Annotated in this window: 15 protein-coding genes and 1 pseudogene; 13 read left to right on the top strand and 3 right to left on the bottom strand. The window is 45.5% G+C overall.

Annotation, left to right across the window (positions count from 1 at the left end; all coding sequences use genetic code 11):
- Positions 1-32: 32 nt before the first annotated feature.
- On the top strand, positions 33-887 hold the full coding sequence (locus tag B4F99_RS05480; RefSeq protein WP_290755888.1) for a hypothetical protein: 855 nt from the start codon (positions 33-35) through the stop codon (positions 885-887).
- 34 nt (positions 888-921) lie between these two features.
- On the opposite strand, the gene B4F99_RS05475 is transcribed toward B4F99_RS05480, so the two are convergent.
- Together B4F99_RS05475 and B4F99_RS05470 are read right to left on the bottom strand one after the other, a co-directional pair.
- Positions 922-1,557: a DUF3885 domain-containing protein gene (locus B4F99_RS05475; protein WP_290755886.1), complete on the bottom strand. Its 636-nt coding sequence runs from the start codon at positions 1,555-1,557 to the stop codon at positions 922-924.
- 43 nt (positions 1,558-1,600) lie between these two features.
- Entirely contained in the window at positions 1,601-2,023 is a 423-nt protein-coding gene (locus B4F99_RS05470) for a VOC family protein (protein ID WP_290755884.1), read from the bottom strand.
- A gap of 207 nt (positions 2,024-2,230) precedes the next feature.
- On the opposite strand from B4F99_RS05470, the gene B4F99_RS05465 reads away from it, so the two are divergent.
- The 7 genes and pseudogenes from B4F99_RS05465 to B4F99_RS05430 all read left to right on the top strand — a co-directional run bounded on the left by B4F99_RS05465 (position 2,231) and on the right by B4F99_RS05430 (position 7,355).
- Positions 2,231-3,244, top strand: coding sequence for a LacI family DNA-binding transcriptional regulator (locus B4F99_RS05465; protein WP_290755882.1), 1,014 nt, complete (start codon positions 2,231-2,233; stop codon positions 3,242-3,244).
- A 146-nt stretch (positions 3,245-3,390) separates the two neighbouring features.
- Positions 3,391-4,488, top strand: a pseudogene (locus tag B4F99_RS15465) (family 1 glycosylhydrolase).
- A gap of 178 nt (positions 4,489-4,666) precedes the next feature.
- Positions 4,667-5,140 carry a hypothetical protein gene (locus tag B4F99_RS05450; RefSeq protein ID WP_290755878.1) on the top strand — a complete coding sequence of 158 codons (474 nt, stop codon included), beginning with the start codon at positions 4,667-4,669 and terminating at the stop codon, positions 5,138-5,140.
- Positions 5,141-5,254: 114 nt separating this feature from the next.
- On the top strand, positions 5,255-5,773 hold the full coding sequence (locus B4F99_RS05445) for an RNA polymerase sigma factor (protein WP_290755876.1): 519 nt from the start codon (positions 5,255-5,257) through the stop codon (positions 5,771-5,773).
- Positions 5,757-6,611 carry an RsiV family protein gene (locus B4F99_RS05440; protein WP_290755874.1) on the top strand — a complete coding sequence of 285 codons (855 nt, stop codon included), beginning with the start codon at positions 5,757-5,759 and terminating at the stop codon, positions 6,609-6,611. Before B4F99_RS05445 ends, B4F99_RS05440 begins: the two co-directional genes overlap by 17 nt.
- 113 nt (positions 6,612-6,724) lie before the next feature.
- Positions 6,725-7,021: an excalibur calcium-binding domain-containing protein gene (locus tag B4F99_RS05435; protein WP_290755872.1), complete on the top strand. Its 297-nt coding sequence runs from the start codon at positions 6,725-6,727 to the stop codon at positions 7,019-7,021.
- Between the two features lie 154 nt (positions 7,022-7,175).
- Entirely contained in the window at positions 7,176-7,355 is a 180-nt protein-coding gene (locus tag B4F99_RS05430) for a hypothetical protein (protein WP_214813533.1), read from the top strand.
- 75 nt (positions 7,356-7,430) lie between these two features.
- On the opposite strand, the gene B4F99_RS05425 is transcribed toward B4F99_RS05430, so the two are convergent.
- Positions 7,431-7,754, bottom strand: coding sequence for a thioredoxin family protein (locus tag B4F99_RS05425; RefSeq protein WP_023466923.1), 324 nt, complete (start codon positions 7,752-7,754; stop codon positions 7,431-7,433).
- Positions 7,755-8,052: 298 nt separating this feature from the next.
- Here B4F99_RS05425 and B4F99_RS05420 point away from each other — a divergent pair, with 298 nt between their 5' ends.
- The 5 genes from B4F99_RS05420 to B4F99_RS05400 form a co-directional block, all read left to right on the top strand.
- Complete coding sequence (locus B4F99_RS05420) at positions 8,053-8,922, top strand: cation diffusion facilitator family transporter (protein WP_053452503.1); 870 nt, start codon at positions 8,053-8,055, stop codon at positions 8,920-8,922.
- Between the two features lie 246 nt (positions 8,923-9,168).
- Positions 9,169-9,654 carry a MarR family winged helix-turn-helix transcriptional regulator gene (locus tag B4F99_RS05415; RefSeq protein WP_290755868.1) on the top strand — a complete coding sequence of 162 codons (486 nt, stop codon included), beginning with the start codon at positions 9,169-9,171 and terminating at the stop codon, positions 9,652-9,654.
- Positions 9,647-11,371, top strand: coding sequence for an ABC transporter ATP-binding protein (locus B4F99_RS05410; RefSeq protein ID WP_290755866.1), 1,725 nt, complete (start codon positions 9,647-9,649; stop codon positions 11,369-11,371). The genes B4F99_RS05415 and B4F99_RS05410 overlap by 8 nt, the downstream gene beginning before the upstream one ends.
- Complete coding sequence (locus B4F99_RS05405; protein ID WP_290755864.1) at positions 11,368-13,224, top strand: ABC transporter ATP-binding protein; 1,857 nt, start codon at positions 11,368-11,370, stop codon at positions 13,222-13,224. Before B4F99_RS05410 ends, B4F99_RS05405 begins: the two co-directional genes overlap by 4 nt.
- Positions 13,225-13,440: 216 nt before the next feature.
- A partial coding sequence (locus B4F99_RS05400; protein WP_290755862.1) for a mechanosensitive ion channel occupies positions 13,441-14,686 on the top strand: 1,246 nt, incomplete at its 3' end.

Here is a 14,686-nt window from a genome sequence, read left to right as displayed (position 1 = left end):
ATTTTTAACATGCTTTTTTAGGAGGACAAAGAATGGTGACAAGCTTATTTTTAGTTGAAGGACTCCCAGGCTCAGGCAAAACAACAACAGCTGAAGCATTAACTCGTGTACTACAAAATCAACAAATCAATACACGCCTTCATATCGAAGGTGATCTCAACCATCCTGCGGATTATGAGAGTATCGCTTACTTAACGATGGATGAATGGACGGATTTTCAAAGCAAGTACGCTTCACTCGATGTCTTACGATTTGCTGAGGTGTTCAATGACTACGTGCTAATATCGTATCGTCAGTGGCAGTCAAAACAGGATGTTCCTGAAGCAGTACTTGCGTTTCTGCAAGCAAGAGATATCTATGAACTACCATTTGAGTTATATCAGTCAATGATCTTTAAAAAGTGGGAAGCGTTCGTCGCTCAAGCGTTAACGACGGATACAACATATGTTTTTGAGTGCTGTTTCTTGCAAAATCCGTTGACGATGGGGCTCATCAAATACGATTTACCGGAAGAGACGTTGCGAGCATATATTGAACGCTTAGCGACGATCATCGCGCCTCTACAACCAGTTCTCGTCTATGTTGATCAACCGGATGTAGAACGAAGCTTCCGTAAAGCACTAAAAGAGCGTCCGACAGAATCGGCGGACGGATTTGTATCCTATTACACGGAGCAAGCATATGGTGTGAATCACTCGTTATTAGGAGTGGAAGGGACGATTGCAATCTTAAGGGAACGAAAAGCATTGGAACATCAGTTGTTAAAAACGCTTTCCTTTAGAGTAGAGGTATTTGGAAATGAAGAGTTTTCAGTAAAAGCAAGAAAAGTTTGGGTGAAGCAGTTGATTCAGTCGACTGTGCGTTCGACTTCTTTAAGCGAGAGCTAATAAAGAGGCGATTCTAAATCAAAGAATCGCCTCTTTATAGTGAGAATGTCTGATCAATAGTGTTTTTATCATGGTTCAATATCCAATGCTTATAATCATCGTAGAGATCACGGATAGCGTCAGGTGTTTCGCCGATCAGGTCACAGCCTCGGTCATCATAGATGTGAAACAGACTCTTTCGTCTCGGATTAAAGAAAAAGGTACGATGGATAAAAGAAGGGCGATCCGTGACATCGTGACTGCAAATATCACGGATTAAAGCTGGATAATGAATCTCTTGCCGCGTACAGGTCAAAGACAATGTGTATGTAGCATAGGGATCTCCCTCATCATATTTCGGTGTACGATCGCACCGCAGGCGATAGCGGAAGGAAGGGGACTTCAAGTACTTCACAAATCCACTATGCACGACCGGTTTCCAACCGCTTGTTCTTTTGTAGGGACTGACCTGCACGATCCATGTGATAAGATCAGATGGAGCATGAATGGCTTCGAATAAGGTTAGGGCTTTTCGATAGGCGGACTCTAGATAATTCGGATCATCTAGACCAACGTTTTTGAGCAATGTTGAATCGCCTAGCTCAAAGCGGATTCCGTTCGCATTGTGATAAAATAAGTTCGGATATAAGACGAGCTGGGGAAAGATCGTATACAGCTCTTGGTGATTCAATAGGAACCCATCCCTTCCATGTATGATGCGCTACACTTATTTATTAGCCCATACTCGTTTCATGATTAACCTGCCATTGTACGCCAAACGCATCTTCGACAATACCGTAGTCTTCACTCCAAAACGTCTTTTGAATCGGCATGATGATCTTGCCGCCTTCAGCGAGCCGCGCGAACGTTTCGTGCAATAGCTCCACATCGGCTAAGTGAAGGGCTAGCGTAATGTTTTGTCCGAACGTCACAGGGTTTTGTGGCATCGCGTCTGAGAACATGAGACGTGTGCCATGAACGATGAGCTGCGCATGCAAAATCAGTGTCTGGTGCTCCGGTGGATACGGTTGACCATCCGGTCCAGGACCTGGTCCGAACTCCATGATTTCTGGCATTTCTTCCTGGAACACCTCCGTGTAGAACGTCAACGCTTCACGGGTATTTCCATTAAAGACAAGATACGGATTAATCGGCATGGGAAAGCTCCTTTCAAAAGGAAGAATGTGTTTCTTTCAGTATACCAAACATTTGTTCGTATAAAAAGAGTGGGTTGCTGATTTATTTAGTATAAATGATGACAGTTTCAATTTATCTGATTTTTATAAAAAATAGGTTGCAACTTCCAGAAAGACTTCGTATACTAAATTTATCGAAAGCGCTTTCGGTGAAATGGAGTGAGTAGTATGGGAACAATTTATGATTTAGCGAAGATGACCGGTTTTTCGATCACGACGGTCTCGAAAGCCTTAAATAATTATTCAGATGTCAGTGAAAAGACGAAAGCGAAGATCGTCCAGGCAGCAGCTGAGATGGGATACTTGCCGAATGCACATGCTCAATCGCTCTCGACAAAACGTTCATGGACGATTGGTGTCATGTTTTCAGAAGCACATGGTGTCGGCATGATGCATCCGTTCTTTAATGCGATCATTGAAAGCTTCCGGAAAGCAACGGAGCAACAAGGTTATGATCTGATTTTTGCATCACGAAATTTACGTAATCGGGACATGAGTTACTTGGAGCACTTTCGGCACCGAGCGGTTGATGGCATTGTCGTCATCTGTTCGGACCAGTTGGATCTGCACGTTCAAGAATTGATTCAAAGTACGATTCCGATCGTTGTCGTTGATATGTACAGTCCGGATTGTAGCGTCGTCTATTCCGACAATATTACGGGTGGGCGACTAGCCGTCGAGCATCTATATGAATTAGGTCATCGCCGGATTGCGCATATCGCTGGCGACACGACGACGGATGCTGGTGCAGCAAGAATCAAAGGTTATAAACAAGCAATGACCCAGTTCGGTCTGCCGATTCTGGACGGCTATATTGCAAACGGTGGGTTGTTTTCCGGAGAAGAAGGAAAACGGGCGATGCAAGAGTTGCTGGCGCTACCGGATCGACCGACTGCTGTCTTTGCGGCAGGGGACCAAATGGCAATCGGCGCTATTGAAGCGATTCATGAAGCTGGCTTACAGATTCCAACAGATATCTCACTCGTAGGCTACGATGATATCGAGATGGCGAAGTACATCACACCGAAGCTGACGACCGTCCGGCAAGATACGGAAACGATTGGTCAGCATGCGGCTTCAGTCTTGATCGAACAAATTGTCGATAAACAGCGGATCACGACACAAGACGTCATCCCCGTTGAGTTGATCGTTCGTCATTCGACAGGTCCTGCACCTGAGTGACGTGCGCCAATTTCGGAATCGCTCTCGCTGGTTGTCAGGGAGAGCGATTCCGAAATTATTTTTACGGCAGTTCCGAAAGCGATTTCGAATTAAACGATTAAATTGAAAACGCTTACTTAAAAACTATTAAAAAAAGATGGGATGAAATGAAAAAGGCGTTCATTAGTACAGTCACGATTGGTGCCATGACAGCAACTGTCTTAGCGGGATGTACGGGAAGTGGCGAAGACACTACGAGTGGTGGCAAAGAGGTCTTAAAGATCTGGTCGTTTACGGATGAATTAAAAAAACCAATCAAAAAATTTAAAGAAAAGAATGACGTTAAAGTCGAATTGACGATTGTGCCGATGGCCGACTATCCGACGAAGTTGAAACCAGCTCTTGAAAGTGGCGTCGGAGCACCAGATATCTTCACGGGTGAAATCGCCTTCTTGAAACAATGGGTCGACGCTGGCTACTGGGCAAATTTATCCGAAAAGCCGTTTAATGCAGATGACGTCGCAAAAGACTATATTCCGTATGTATTTGACATGGGGAAAGATAAAGAATGAAACGTGCGTGCGCTCTCTTGGCAAACGACGCCAGGAGGCATTTACTACAAACGAAGCATTGCGAAAAAAGTACTCGGAACAGACGACCCGAAAAAAATCGGCGGCATGATGAATTCAATGGATGGGGTGTTTGAAGTCGCCGATAAGATGAAGCAAAAAGGCTATAAAATGTTCCCGGATGAAGGATCGATTCGTTGGTTCGTTCAAGGCAATGATCCACAACCATGGGTCAACGACAAGCAGGAGCTCGTCTTGACCGATGCACGAAAAGAATATATGTACTACGCAAAAGAACTCCGTACGAAACAATATACGGCCCTTGCACCGAACGCATTCAAGGACTTAATTCGCCGATTGCGGGCGGAATATACAGATTTACCGATCTATATTACAGAAAACGGAGCCGCATTTGACGATGATCTGATCGAAGGACGGGTCGCCGACCAAAATCGAATCGATTACGTTGCGCAACACTTGCAAGCAATCTCGGATTTGAACGAAGAAGGCATGAATATTGATGGCTACTACTTATGGTCGCTTCTTGACAACTTCGAGTGGAGCTTCGGTTACGAAAAACGCTTCGGAATCCTTTATGTCGATTTCGAGACACAGGAACGAATTTGGAAAGACAGTGCTCATTGGTATGCGAACGTGATCAAGCGACATAAAGCTACGCTTCCCCAAAGCGTATAAGGAAAAGGGGCTGACTCAAAAGTCATTCTTTTTTTGAGTCAGCCCATTTTGCCCGGATTAAATAAAAAATCAATAGAAATAGGGTGAAAAAATGTGTAAAAGAAAAAGGATTAAAACCCATCATATGGAATGTAAAGGGTAGAGGTGACATCTATTCGTTTTCAGGGGAGGAAACGTCATGCGTCAGAGGGACTTACCGTATCGGTTCATCTTTATTTTAGGTTTACTTGTCATGATCGGAATTAACGGATGGTCCGCCATGCTCCATCCGGACGGAATGATTAACGGATGGCAAAGCATTGCCTCCGTTGTCTGGCTTATTGGTTTAGTCGGGTCTCTATTCTATATCAAAGAAGATAAAGCGCTTCGACTTATGGTCTGGTATATCCGGATTGGTCTCGTTGCGGCGTTATTCATTTACGGTGTTTCGTTACTTGAAGGCGCGTTTTCTGAGACGATTTGGTTTGATGGGCTTGCGAGTGTTCAGTTCATATTCTATTTCCTCTTCGTCATCCCATTGTTTGGATTAAATGCCTGGACGGATGTTCTGTTTGGTGAGTTTTCGTTCTACATGAGTGTTCTGTACGGTATCGCCTTGATCACGCTTCACGTAAAAGTCTGGAATGATGCATCACGGCATTTAAATTATTGATTCAAAAAGGTGACCTTGTGTCGCCTTTTTTTGTTGTGTCGTCAACTTTTTTCTCGACTCGCCCGTCTTAATGATGTATACACAGAACGATATCGAAAAAAGGAGCCGCGGCCTATGACCTCTCGCCAAATGAGAAAACGGGAAAAAGCATTCGTCCGTTTTTTAAAGCAATACAAACCGAATCTCTACTGGTTAGCCTACAGTTATACGAAAAATGAACAGGATAGTCTGGATGTCATTCAAGACAGCATCCAAAAAGCGTTACAATCACTCGCCCGACTCGAGGATGAGGAACGGATGAAAGCCTGGTTCTATCAGATTTTGACACGAACAGCGATTGATGCGATCCGGAAGCGTCAACATAGCGTCAGTTACGATACGGATCGATTGATTGAACTCGTCGCGACGAAAGAAGATACATATCCGGATGCCGATTTGCGACAAGCACTCGAGGAGTTACCGGTCATGTACCGGGAAGTCGTTATCTTACACTATTTCGAGGATTTGATCTTAAAAGACGTCGCGACGATTTTAGAGCTGAATCTAAGTACGACCAAGTCTCGCCTCTATAAAGGGTTGACCTTACTGAAAATGAAATTGAATGGAGATGATCTAGATGTTAAACAAACTTGATGATCTGAAACAGGCTTACCAACAACCACCGGTCCCAAAAGAACTCGATGAAATGATTGCCCGAGTCGAGCGTCGAACTCGTCCTTCGCGGACGAAGCAATCCGTGTTGATTACAGCGGCTGCCATCACGTTATTCATTGGCGGATTAAATAGTAATGCGTCGTTTGCAGACGCGATGGCGAAGGTGCCGGTCTTCGGTCAACTGACTGAGATCGTGACGATTGATTGGAAAGAGACGAAGACACAACAGTCGGCTGATATTAAAGCACCCCAAGTGACTTTACCGGACAAAGCGCTCGAGCAACAGCTGAATGAAAAGTATATCGCGGAAGGACAAGCGTTATATGAAAAGTTCAAACAAGAGACGCACGGACAAGAAGGAGTATTTGCGATCGATAGCCGATACGACATCAAGACGGATACGGACGACCTGTTGTCGATTGGTCGAATCGTCACGGAGACACGGGCAAGTGCATCGGAAAGCGTCCAGTACGATACGATTGATAAGAAGCAACAGCTTGTCCTGACGTTACCGTCCTTGTTCAAAGATGACGGATATATCACGACGATCAGTGATTATCTAAAAGAAGAGATGCGTCGCCAAATGAAAGCAGATGAAGGAAAGGTCTACTTCGTCGAAGGAAAATCAGATGTGCCAGAGGACGAACAGTTCAAGCACATTTCAGCGAAGCAAAACTTCTATATTACGGCAGATCACAAATTAGTTTTGTCGTTTGATGAGTACAGCATCGCTCCAGGATATATGGGCATCGTCGAGTTTAAGATCCCGACGTCGATCTTAAAAGATGACCTCGTCAGTTCGACCTATATTCGTTGATTGTCAGATTTTAAAAAACATTGACGTAAAAATGAAAAAAGGAAACAATTTCTAAAAATGACCTCTTATAATCAAAAGACGAATCGTGTTTTTTGAAAAAAGGAGGAACCCCTATGAAAAAATGGAGTCGGCTCGTACTCGCGGGTGTCGTCAGTCTCGCTTTGCTTCATGTTCCAGCAGCTAGTGAAGCGGCGACAAAAGCTAAAGCCTTTAAGAACTGTACGGAAATGCAGAAGACCTATAAAGGTGGCGTCGCGAAAAAAGCGGGGCTAAAGAATCGAACGGGTTATGACAAGAATGGAAAACCAATCTACAAAGCAACAAAATATAAGGCATACGTGAGTCTTGCGACGTATAACTTAAACACGAAAAGTGACCGGGATAAAGACGGTATCGCGTGTGAACGTTAAATAAGAAAAAGTGGTCTTTCTCGAGCGGGAGAAAGACTACTTTTTTGTAGAGATTAGATGTTCCTTTCAATTATGTAATCCTTAGAAAATCATCATGTATGGTAGTGTTGTAGCGATGAAAGACGACAAATATGTGTTGAGTAGGAGGAGTACTATGCGAAAACGAGACTATTTAATTTTCTTCATTCTATTTTTCATTCTGAATCTCATTAATTTCTTGGGTGCATTAGGTATACAGGATTTATTAGCAATCGTGGTCGTCGCTCTGATCGAAGCAGCTATAGCTGGAACGATTACGAATCTGTTCACTCGCATCTTTTTTAAGAAAAGCTGAGAAGGATTGAAGTAGCACTCCAAATCAGATCGGTACATAAAAATAACCTGACGCGCAGCGTCAGGTTATTTTTGCTTAGTTGAAGTTTTGCTTTAGGAATGCTGTAACTTCTTCTGGTGTTTTAGCATTTGCACTGTGCAAATGCGCTAGTTTTTCATTGTTTTTGAAGACGAGCAAGCTTGGGATCCCCATGACATCGTGGTTTGATGCGATTTCAGGGAACTCATCTTTGTCGATCGTGTGGATTGGTAAGTGGTCGAATTGTGACTCGACGTCCGGCATGAAATAGTCCATCCGTTTGCAGTCCGGGCACCAGTCTGCTTCAAACTTAATGATGACCGGTGCATCACTTGAAATCAATTCCTTGAATGTTTCTTCACTCTTAATGAATTCTGCCATTGTGAGAACTCCTCCTCTTGGTGTTGTACCTTTAGTCTACCGATTCCCTTCAGAACTTGCACGAATTATGTTCGTCAAAGAGTCTGACAAGTCAAAAAAGTTGGTTAATCTTTAAGGGGATGCTACCGATTTTCTTTGAAATAGCTACATGACGTAATCGAATTCAGTTTGGCATAGGGAAACATTATTGCGTGTTTGTTAATTACCTAGTTCGAAACAAAATGATTTCTCTAGACCCACTCGATTTCCGACTGGTACGATGAGGTTTGCTGATCGCAGAGAAAGTGGGGCGACGAGAATGGAACAACAAAAATACGATAATCTAAAACGCGGCGAACGCGGTGCGATGATCAGTATTGCAGCCTATATCTTGTTATCATCTTTAAAATTAATCATTGGGTATACAGCAGATTCCGCCGCACTCCGGGCGGATGGTTTGAACAACGCGACTGACATCATCGCGTCGATTGCCGTCTTAATCGGCTTACGGATCTCACAACGTCCGGCAGATGACGATCACAAGTACGGACACTGGAAAAGTGAGACGATTGCCTCGCTCGTAGCTTCCTTCATTATGATGGCAGTCGGTCTCCAAGTCTTGATCGATACGATCTCGACGTTGTTCGAAGGCAAGCAGGAATCGCCTGATGTTCTTGCAGCGTACGTCGGAATTGGTTCAGCTCTCGTGATGTACTTCGTCTATCGTTACAATAAGAAGTTATCCGAGGAGATTGAAAGCAAAGCCGTCATGGCGGCAGCGAAAGATAATCTATCCGATGCGTGGGTCAGTGTCGGGACGACGATCGGAATCGTCGGATCACAGTTCGGCATGCCCTGGCTCGATGTCGTGACAGCGATCATCGTCGGCTTCTTGATCTGTAAGACAGCATGGGATATCTTCACGGAAGCGTCACACGAACTGACAGATGGCTTTGATGAGAAGAAACTGAAGATGTACGAAGATGTCATCTTCGACCTTGAAGGTGTCAAAGGCATCAAGTCCATCAAAGGACGTAACTACGGTAACAATGAAGTCGTCGATGTCGTCATCCTCGTCAACTCCACCTTGAACATCCATCAAGCGCACGATATTGCGACACGTGTTGAGGATACGCTGACGGAAGAATACGGAGTTTATGATATTCATGTTCACGTCGAACCCGAATGAATTCAAAAACGTCTTTTCTACGCTGACTGTAGAAAAGACGTTTTTTATGGCAATAACTCGATGTGAAGAGCCAGTGCTCCGTACTGTTGCTCGGCTTCCGCTCCTTCTCTACAAAAGCATAGCAAAACTATGTGATTTTTCACATCGCCTTTTCGTTGACAACCAGGAATAATCAGCGTATTTTAATTCATATAATTAATTGTTCCTTTTGGAACGATTTGAAATGGAACAAGGAGGCGAAACAGGATGGAGCAAACGGAAACGGTTCGTTCAACGGCGATGATGCAGTCGTTTTGGAATGTACAACGACATCTCGTCCGAGCAGCACACCAGACGGCGCAGGAAAACGGACTCAGTTTACCGCAATTTCATAGCTTGATGACGATTGCGCCACGTGGACCAATCTCGCAAAAAGCACTTGCGACACATACGCATTTACCAAAGAGCACACTGAGTCAGTCGATTGAAGGTCTCGTTCAGTCCGGTTGGGTCATTCGGGAGACGAATCCTGAAAATCGACGAGAAGTCGTCCTATCGCTCAGTGATCAGGGACAACAATTCGTGACGGAAATTCAAGAACAAGAGAAGGGGATGCAACGTCAACTCGAACAGGTCCTAAAGACGATCGATCAAGAGGTGTTCGAACAGATGCTTGCGACGCATGCTCAGATTGCAGAAGGCATCGGACGTATCTTACAGCCAGAAATGAAAGGAGGATGCACGGATGATTAAGTTACTCAAACGGTTGACGGTATATAAATGGGCAGTATTCGCGGTGCTCGTCTTGGTTTTCGCACAATCAATGTCTGATCTCTATTTGCCGACACTGATGGCGGACATCATTGACAAAGGAGTCGTCACTGGCGATACCGCCTACATTTGGAAGATAGGTGCCGTCATGCTCGGAATTACCGGTATCGGGGCGTTAGCCGCAGTTGCTGCCAGTTATTATTCATCGAAGGCATCGATGGGGCTCGGACGGGATATTCGTCGTCAAGTCTTCAATCATGTCGAACGATTTTCCCTGCAAGAGTTCGACCAAGTCGGAACGGCGTCATTGATTACACGGACGACGAACGATATCACACAAGTTCAACAAGTCGTCATCATGATGTTACGGATGGTCGTCAGTGCACCAATCATGTTCATCGGTGGATTGATCATGGCTGTCTCAAAAGACGCAAAACTATCGCTCGTCATCGTCGCTGCGATGCCGGTCCTTGTGCTTTCAATCTTATTGATTTTGTGGAAAGGGGTTCCGTTGTTCGGAAAGGTTCAAAAACGACTCGACCGTCTGAACCTTGTCCTACGTGAGAACTTGACCGGGATCCGTGTCATCCGTGCTTTTAACAGGGAACGCGATGAGCAAGTCCGGTTAACGAAAGCGAACGCAGATTTGACAGAAGTCTCGATCAAGGTCAATAAAATTATGGCGTTTTTGATGCCAGTGATGATGCTCGTGATGAACTTGACGGTCGTCGGTGTCATTTGGTTCGGGGGCATCCGGATCGATAATGGTGGTATGCAGATTGGGGACTTAATGGCGTTCATCCAGTACGTCATGCAAATCATGTTCGCTCTCGTCATGGCGTCGGTCATGTTCGTCATGATTCCGCGGGCAGCCGTCTCGGCGAAACGGATCAATGAAGTCCTCGAGATGACACCAACAATGACAGATGAGGGAACACAAACCGCTGACCGTGAAAAAGGAACGCTCGTCTTTGATCGTGTCACGTTCCGTTACCCAGGAGCTGAGACACCCGTTTTATCCGATATTAGTTTTACGGCACGACCAGGTGAAGTAACGGCTGTGATCGGTGGGACCGGTTCCGGTAAATCAACGCTCGTCAATTTGATTCCCCGTTTTTATGATGTGACGGAAGGGAGCATTCGCGTCAATGGCGTTAATAGCCAGGACGTACCGCAAGAGGAACTGCGGTCGAAAATCGGCTTCGTTCCCCAAAAGGCGTTACTGTTCACAGGTACGATTGCCGAAAACATTCGTTTTGGGAAAGAGAACGCGACAGATGAAGAGGTCGCGCATGCAGCGCACATCGCGCAAGCGACGGACTTCATCGAACGGATGCCGGATGGTTACGATGCGCGGATCGAACAAGGCGGATCGAACGTCTCTGGTGGGCAAAAACAACGGTTGTCGATTGCTCGAGCCCTCGTTCGTCGACCGGATCTATATGTCTTTGATGACAGTTTTTCAGCACTCGACTTCAAGACCGATGCGGCCCTTCGAAAAGCGTTACGGGAAGAAACACGCGAAGCGACGGTCTTGATCGTTGCTCAGCGTGTCAGTACCGTCATTGATGCCGATCAAATCATCGTCCTCGATGAAGGGAAAGTCGCCGGAATCGGAACGCACGACGAGTTGTTTGCGAACAACGCCGTCTATCAGGAAATCGTTAAGTCACAACTATCAGAGGAGGAAATCGCATGAGTGAGAAGAAACGACCTGCCGGCGGTCCTCCGCCTGGTGGTCCCGGTGGCGGAAATATGATGATGCTTGGTGAAAAACCAAAGGATTTCAAAGCAACGTTCCGTCGTTTGCTTCGGTATTTGCGTCCGCGTCGGACGGCACTGATCGGTGTCTTTTTAGCAGCGATCCTCAGTACAGTCTTCATGATTGCCGGTCCGAAAATCATGGGAACGGCGATCACGGAATTGTTTGAAGGGGCGTATGCGAAATTCCAAGGTGTGCCAGGAGCAGAAATTGATTTCACGAAAATCGGACAGATCCTCTTGTGGCTCGCTGGACTGTATATCATCAGTAGTCTGTTCAATTACTTGCAACAGTATTTGATGTCGGGCATCGCTCAAAAAACAGTCTACGATTTACGTGAGGACGTCAACCATAAACTCGAACGCTTGCCATTAAAATACTATGATGGTCGTCCGAACGGGGAGACGCTCAGCCGCGTGACGAACGACATTGATACGATTGGTAGTACGTTACAACAAAGTGTGACTTCATTCATCACCTCAATCGTGACAATCGTCGGGATTTTAATCATGATGCTGACGATTAGTCCATTGTTAACACTGATTTCACTTGTCTCGTTGCCGGTCTCGATTTTTGCGATTCGTCCGATTTTGAAACGATCCCAAAAATACTTTGCCGATCAACAACGGACACTCGGTCAGTTGAACGGACACGTCGAAGAGATGTATACCGGACACTCTGTCGTCAAGGCGTTCGGACATGAACGCAAAGCGGTCGAGCAGTTCGATGCCGTCAACGAGAAGTTGTATGAAGCAGGGCGCAAAGCGCAGTTCATCTCCGGGATCATCATGCCGATGATGATGTTCATCGGGAATATCAGTTACGTCCTGATCAGTATCGTCGGCGGGATTCTCGTCACGCAACGGGCGATCTCGATCGGGGATATCCAAGCGTTCATCACCTATACACGTCAGTTCACGCAACCAATCACACAGACAGCGAACATCGCGAACATCGTCCAATCGACTGTCGCAGCAGCGGAACGTGTCTTTGAATTGTTGGATGAAGAAGAAGAGATCAAAGAAGTGACGACGCATCGTCTCGCGCAGGCTGAAGGAGCCGTTGCATTCGAACACGTTGATTTCGGTTACGGAAACGATCTCTTGATCGAGGATATGAACATTGATGTCGCACCGGGACAAACCGTCGCGATCGTTGGACCGACGGGTGCCGGTAAGACGACGATGATCAATCTATTGATGCGCTTTTATGAATTAAACGGCGGGACGATTCGGATTGACGGTATCGATACCCGTGAGATGTCACGCGAAGACTTACGGACGACGTTCGGTATGGTCTTACAAGATACGTGGCTCTTCAACGGTACGATCCGAGACAATCTTGCTTACGGTAAAAGTGGAGCAACCGAAGAAGAGATTATCGCGGCAGCGAAGACCGCACATGCTGATCATTTCATCCGGACATTGCCGGACGGTTATGATACGGTTTTAAACGAGGAAGCTTCGAACATCTCGCAAGGTCAGAAACAGTTGTTGACGATTGCTCGGGCAGTTCTTGCCGATCCTCCGATCATGATCCTTGATGAAGCGACCTCTAGTGTCGATACACGGACGGAGGTCTTCATCCAGCAAGCAATGCGACGGTTGATGGAAGGACGGACGAGTTTCGTCATTGCTCACCGTCTGTCGACGATCAAAGATGCTGATTTGATTCTCGTCATGAATCAAGGGCGTGTCATCGAGCAAGGTACTCATGAAGAATTACTCGAGGCAGATGGATTTTATGCAGATCTGTACAACAGCCAATTCTCTGAAAAAGAAGTCGTATGATATAGGGCAGTGTCGTCATGTAGACGACGCTGCTTTTTTTACGAAATGATTGTTATAACTGTGTATTCTCACATACTGTAATCATCCAGTTTTTTTAGATAAAACAAGAAACTCCACATTCTGGTACGAACACTGGTTTAATAAATCCTTTAGCTGGGGAAATTAAAGAAGTGTCAGAAACATATAATTTTATTTTAGGTGAAGGAGTGTGAAAAGATGAATAACATTTGGAACGGAACGTCGTTGAACCTGAACGGCATTCTCGGATCACTCGGCAACTTGCTTGGAGCGATCATCGTCTTTTTAATTGGATGGCTCATTGCTAAGCTGATTGCGAATGGGATTCAAAAAGCGTTAGAGAAATCTGGAGTCGTCAACAAGTTATCACCTCAAAAAGAAGGGGCGCCACCAAAGAAGAAAAAGTGGACACCTGAAAAAATTATCGGGACTGTCGTCTTTTGGATTCTCATGGTCTTCGTCCTGATCTTGGTCTTCAATATCCTTAATCTGAACATCATTGCAGGACCACTTGCGGATACGATGAGTACATTGCTCGCGGCAATCCCAAATATCCTGAAAGCAGCCCTCATTCTCCTCTTGGCATATGTCATTGCGGTCGTTCTCCGCATGATCATCGTCAAAGCAGGTACGAAGCTGATGGCGAATGACAAAGTACGTTCGAACAAGATGCTTCAAGGTCAGACAGATCTTTCAGCTTATCCAAAAATCGCAGGGGAGATCGTCTTCTACCTCGTCTTGCTTCTGTTCCTACCAGGTGTACTTGGTGCGTTGAACATTGAGAGTGTCTCACAACCGTTTAGCCAATTGTTATCGTCATTCCTTGGATTCATTCCACGCTTGATTGCTGCGGCAGCCATCTTCTTCGTTGGCTTCCTCGTAGCGAAAATCGTCCGCGATATCGTGACGAATTTCCTTCATGCTGTTGGAACGGATAAATTTGCATCTCGCTTCAATCTTGGGTCAAATGATCAAAAAGATTCGAAATCACTTTCGTCGATTCTTGGAACAGTCGTTTTCATCTTGATTCTGATTCCAATCACGATTTCAGCACTTGATCAATTAAATATTAAAGGAATTACAGGACCAGCGATTAACATGTTGAACGATGTCCTAGGTATGATTCCGAATATCATTATCGGGGTCGTTCTGATTCTTGTCGGTCTTTATGTCGGACGTTTCATCAAAAAATTCGTTACGGATCTCCTGTCACGTCTTGGATTCAATAACCTAACACGTCACTTGAAAATCGGGACGTGGGATGCGAACCAAGCGTCTACATCACCAGCTTCCATCGTTGGTGCACTCGTTGAGATCGTCATCGTCGTTCTCTTCGTCGTCGAAGCCTTCAACTTGATTGGTCTTGATTTCATGGTCGACCTCGGTCGTGCCGTCCTTGCTTTCTTGCCAAGCGTCTTGACAGCGATCATCATTCTCGCAATCG

The sequence above is a fragment of the Exiguobacterium sp. UBA3491 genome (genome assembly GCF_002377745.1).
In the GTDB taxonomy this organism is placed as follows: Bacteria; Bacillota; Bacilli; order Exiguobacteriales; family Exiguobacteriaceae; genus Exiguobacterium_A.
This window is presented reverse-complemented; position numbering and strand designations above follow the sequence as displayed.

Bases quoted from the DNA above. Each gene is read 5' to 3' on its own strand.
- B4F99_RS05480 (WP_290755888.1), top strand. From the start codon at position 33: ATGGTGACAAGCTTATTTTTAGTTGAAGGACTCCCAGGCTCAGGCAAA.
- B4F99_RS05470 (WP_290755884.1), bottom strand. From the start codon at position 2,023: ATGCCGATTAATCCGTATCTTGTCTTTAATGGAAATACCCGTGAAGCG.
- B4F99_RS05465 (WP_290755882.1), top strand. From the start codon at position 2,231: ATGGGAACAATTTATGATTTAGCGAAGATGACCGGTTTTTCGATCACG.
- B4F99_RS05450 (WP_290755878.1), top strand. From the start codon at position 4,667: ATGCGTCAGAGGGACTTACCGTATCGGTTCATCTTTATTTTAGGTTTA.
- B4F99_RS05445 (WP_290755876.1), top strand. From the start codon at position 5,255: ATGACCTCTCGCCAAATGAGAAAACGGGAAAAAGCATTCGTCCGTTTT.
- B4F99_RS05440 (WP_290755874.1), top strand. From the start codon at position 5,757: ATGTTAAACAAACTTGATGATCTGAAACAGGCTTACCAACAACCACCG.
- B4F99_RS05435 (WP_290755872.1), top strand. From the start codon at position 6,725: ATGAAAAAATGGAGTCGGCTCGTACTCGCGGGTGTCGTCAGTCTCGCT.
- B4F99_RS05430 (WP_214813533.1), top strand. From the start codon at position 7,176: ATGCGAAAACGAGACTATTTAATTTTCTTCATTCTATTTTTCATTCTG.
- B4F99_RS05425 (WP_023466923.1), bottom strand. From the start codon at position 7,754: ATGGCAGAATTCATTAAGAGTGAAGAAACATTCAAGGAATTGATTTCA.
- B4F99_RS05420 (WP_053452503.1), top strand. From the start codon at position 8,053: ATGGAACAACAAAAATACGATAATCTAAAACGCGGCGAACGCGGTGCG.
- B4F99_RS05415 (WP_290755868.1), top strand. From the start codon at position 9,169: ATGGAGCAAACGGAAACGGTTCGTTCAACGGCGATGATGCAGTCGTTT.
- B4F99_RS05410 (WP_290755866.1), top strand. From the start codon at position 9,647: ATGATTAAGTTACTCAAACGGTTGACGGTATATAAATGGGCAGTATTC.
- B4F99_RS05405 (WP_290755864.1), top strand. From the start codon at position 11,368: ATGAGTGAGAAGAAACGACCTGCCGGCGGTCCTCCGCCTGGTGGTCCC.